4 protein-coding genes are annotated in these 4,040 nt (G+C 55.1%); all 4 read left to right on the forward strand.

Translation table 11 applies throughout. The features are described 5' to 3' along the window. The first annotated feature begins 36 nt into the window (after positions 1-36). From P8Y64_13865 to pilQ, 4 genes are read left to right on the forward strand one after another with little or no spacing between them, the layout of a single operon-like run. A complete protein-coding gene (locus P8Y64_13865) occupies positions 37-615 on the forward strand; it encodes a PilN domain-containing protein (GenBank protein MEJ2061544.1) in 579 nt (192 codons plus the stop codon). A gap of 5 nt (positions 616-620) precedes the next feature. Further along, positions 621-1,217, forward strand: coding sequence for a type 4a pilus biogenesis protein PilO (locus P8Y64_13870; GenBank protein ID MEJ2061545.1), 597 nt, complete (start codon positions 621-623; stop codon positions 1,215-1,217). A gap of 10 nt (positions 1,218-1,227) precedes the next feature. Continuing rightward, on the forward strand, positions 1,228-1,788 hold the full coding sequence (locus P8Y64_13875) for a pilus assembly protein PilP (protein MEJ2061546.1): 561 nt from the start codon (positions 1,228-1,230) through the stop codon (positions 1,786-1,788). A gap of 17 nt (positions 1,789-1,805) precedes the next feature. After that, positions 1,806-3,968, forward strand: coding sequence for a type IV pilus secretin PilQ (gene pilQ, locus P8Y64_13880; protein MEJ2061547.1), 2,163 nt, complete (start codon positions 1,806-1,808; stop codon positions 3,966-3,968). The last annotated feature ends 72 nt before the right edge of the window (positions 3,969-4,040 follow it).

The following is a 4,040-nucleotide window of genomic DNA, read 5'->3' on the forward strand; positions in this document are numbered from 1 at the left end:
TCGCATGCGGCCTGGCACTGAGGAGCTTTACCTGACATGGCGCATATCAACCTCCTTCCCTGGCGCGAAGAACTCCGCAAGGAAAAGCAGCGCGAATTCATTTCGATCGCCTTCTTCGCAGCCATACTCGGCGGCATCCTCGTCTTCTACGCCCACATCCATATGAACGGGCTGATCGATTACCAGAACCAACGCAATCACTATCTTGAGAACGAGATCAAACTGGTTGATCAGAAGATCGCCCAGATCAAGCAGCTGGAAGCCACCAAGAAAGCGCTGATTGATCGCATGAATATCATTCAGCAATTGCAGGTCAGTCGTCCTGGGGTGGTACACCTGTTCGACGAACTGGTCAAAACCCTGCCCGAGGGTATTTATCTGACCTCGATGAAGGAATCCAACAAAAAGCTCTACATTGCCGGCATGGCCGACTCTAATGCCCGTGTTTCCGCCTATATGCGCAATCTTGATGCCGCCCCTTGGCTAAAAAACCCCAAGCTCGCGATCATTCAGGTGACGGACACGAAGGGTCGTCGGCTCAGCCGATTCACACTAACCGTGGACCAAACCACGCCTGACGCCAAAAAGAAGCGTCAGGGCGCCAACAAAAGGTAAACGGTATGGATTGGAACGAAATCAAGAATTTCGACATCTCCAGCGTCGACTTCAAGAACATTGGCGCCGCACCCACGCCGGTCAGGGTTGCCCTGATCGCCGTTTTATTCGTTGCCATTCTTTTTGCAGGCTACTACCTCGATACGCGTGACCAGATTGCTCAACTGGATCGAGCGCAAAGCAAGGAACAGAACCTGCGCAAAACCTTCGAGCAAAAACAGGCCAAGGCGGTCAATCTTGAGGCATACAAGGCTCAGCTGGAAGAAATGCGCCGCACCTTCGGCACGATGCTCAAACAGCTACCCAGCAAGACCGAGATTCCCAACCTCATCGTGGACATCTCGCAAACCGGGCTTTCGAGTGGACTCGAGATCGATCTGTTTCAGCCCCAAAATGAGATCAAAAAGGGTTTTTATGCCGAAAAGCCTATCAAACTCGGCGTCCAGGGCACTTATCAGGAGCTGGGCAATTTCGTCAGTGGCATTTCATCGCTGCCCCGCATCGTGACCTTGCACGACATCACATTGAGCCCTGTCAACAACAGCGACGAAATAAAAATGTCCGCCCTCGCCAAGACCTATCGATACCTAGAGGGCAACTGAGGAACCTCGTATGCCTGCCAATGCCCACAAGCCGATTGGACGCTTCTCAATCCTGCTAAAAAGCGGCTTGCGCCTGTTGCTGCTCACCGGTTTTGTTTTTGTTGCCGGTTGTGGCAATAACATGTCCGACCTGCAGCAATGGGTTGCCAAGGTCAAGGCCGAAAAGCATGCCAAGATTGAACCCATCCCTGAGATCAAGCCGCAGGTCACGTTCAAGTACCCGCAACATACACGCGACCCCTTCGATTCAAGTGTCCTGTTGTCGAACAAGCAGGCAAAATCGGACAGCAGCATAAAAATCGACAAAAACCGCACGCCGGAATATCTCGAAAGCTTCCCACTCTCCACGTTAAAGATGGTGGGTACTATTCAGGAAAAGGGCCTGCTCTGGGCGCTCATTCAAACCCCTGACGGCACTATTCAACGCGTCACGACAGGCAATTATATGGGCGAACATGACGGCAAGATTCTTCGCATTTCAAGTAATGCAATCTATTTGCGTGAGATCGTTCCAGATGGTTTTGGCGGTTTTAAAGAACGTCAGACCAAAGTAGCGATCAGCGGTCAATAAGCATGAGGAGCGAGACCATGAATGCACGACCAGCCCCCCAGCACCTGAAGGCACGAGGCATGGCTGATATTCAACATTCACATCGTTGGCTTCTTGTCACGCTGCTCCTCCTGTCTCTTGCAGCCGGCGCTTTTCATCCGGCACATGCAGCTGAGGCTACGCAACCCAATGCCCTGACCGGCATCAGCTATACGAGCCTGCCCGGTAATGCAGTGGATATCACCCTCAATTTCGCACAGCCTGCTAAAAAGCCTCTGAGCTTTTCGATCGACAATCCGGCCCGGATTGCGCTGGATTTCTCTGATACGCAACTCAAGCTCAAGGCACGAAGCAAACAAATCGGCGTGGGCCTGGCACAAAGCGTGAACACGGCCGAGGCCAAGGGTCGTACACGCGTCGTGATCAACCTCACCAGCATGGTGAATTATCAGACCAGCGTTGATGGCAACCAGGTCACGATCCACATCCCCGGTTCTCATACTGCCAGTCTCGCCTCGAGTACCGCAGGGGCAGGTGGAGTCTTTGCGCAGGCGGAAGCGACCAGCATGCCCGGCGCCTCCCTACGTACAGTCAAGAACATCGATTTCCGCCGCGGCCCCAATGGCGACGGCCGGGTCATCATCACCTTGTCCGACCCCAACACGCCGGTCGACCTCAAAGACCTTAAGGGCAAGATCCGGCTCAGCCTGAAGGGAACAGAGGTTTCCAAGGCACTGCAGCGCCGGCTTGACGTCACCGACTTCGCCACTCCCGTGGAGTATGTTGACACCTACAGCAAGGACGGCAATACCGAAATCATTATCCAGGCCCATGGCAAATATGAGCAACTGGCCTATCAGACCGACAACGTCTTTACCGTCGACGTCAAACCGGTACAGGAACAGGTGGCTGGCGTCATCAAGAAGCAGGAATTCACCGGCCAGAAACTGTCTCTGAACTTCCAGGATATTCCGGTGCGCTCGGTCCTGCAGCTGATGGCTGACTTTACCGGCCTGAACGTGGTCGTCAGTGACAGCGTCAAGGGTAACCTGACCCTGCGCTTGAAAAACGTCCCCTGGGATCAGGCCCTGGACATCATCCTCAAGACCAAGGGCCTGGCGATGCGCAAGAACGGAAATGTCATCCTGATTGCGCCACAGGAGGAAATCGCTGCCCGCGAAAAACTCGAACTCGAGGCTCAGAAACAAAAGGCCGAACTGGCGCCCTTGGTCACCGAGTACATCCAGGTCAACTATGCGCGCGCGGGGGACATCGCGGACCTGCTCAAGAAGCAGAAAAACTCCCTGCTTTCCACACGCGGCAGCGTCACCGTGGACCCGCGCACCAATACGCTGCTGGTTCAGGACACGGCTGAGAAAATCAGCCAGATCCGCGCACTGGTGAGCCGCCTCGACGTCCCGGTGCGCCAGGTGCTGATCGAAACCCGCGTGGTGATTGCCAGCGACAACTTCAGCCGCGAACTGGGTGTCCGCTTCGGAGTGACCAACAATACCTCCCGCACATCCCCGGTAACTGGCAATGCCTCCGTAACCTCGGGCAACCTGAACGCCACCACAAATGTAATTAACGGTGAAACCATCGGTGCGCCCGACCGTTACAACGTCAATCTGCCGGTCAACAATCCGGCCGGTAGCATCGGCCTCGCGCTGACCAAGCTGCCCCTCGGCAGCCTGCTTGAGCTCGAGTTGTCCGCCGCTCAGGCCGAGGACCGCGCCGAGGTCGTCTCCAGTCCCCGCGTAATCACCTCCAACCAGACCCCGGCGCGCATCGAATCAGGTGTGGAAATCCCATACCAGCAGGCATCCTCCAGTGGCGCCACCAACGTGTCGTTCAAAAAGGCCGTACTGAGTCTGGACGTCACACCCAACATTACGCCGGATGACCGGGTTTTCATGGATCTCAAGGTCAACAAGGACAGTGTGGGCACGATCTACGCCGGCGTCCCCAGTATCGACACCCGCGCGATCAACACTCAGGTAGTGGTCGATACCGGACAGACCGTGGTACTGGGCGGCATTTACGAAACCTCCAAAAATAATACCGTCAACCGGGTACCCTTCTTCGGTGACCTCCCGCTGATCGGCTACCTGTTCCGCAACAGCGTGAAAAAGAACGACAAAAGCGAGTTGCTGATCTTCGTGACCCCGAAGATCCTCAACAACTCGCTTGCAGCCCAATAAATCGTTACCGCAACGCCCCTGGCGAGGGGATGGCATAATTGCCATCCCCTTTTTCTTTAAGTAAGACTCGTG

The sequence above is a fragment of the Gammaproteobacteria bacterium genome, from assembly GCA_037388465.1.
Classification (GTDB): Bacteria; Pseudomonadota; Gammaproteobacteria; order SpSt-1174; family SpSt-1174; genus JARRKE01.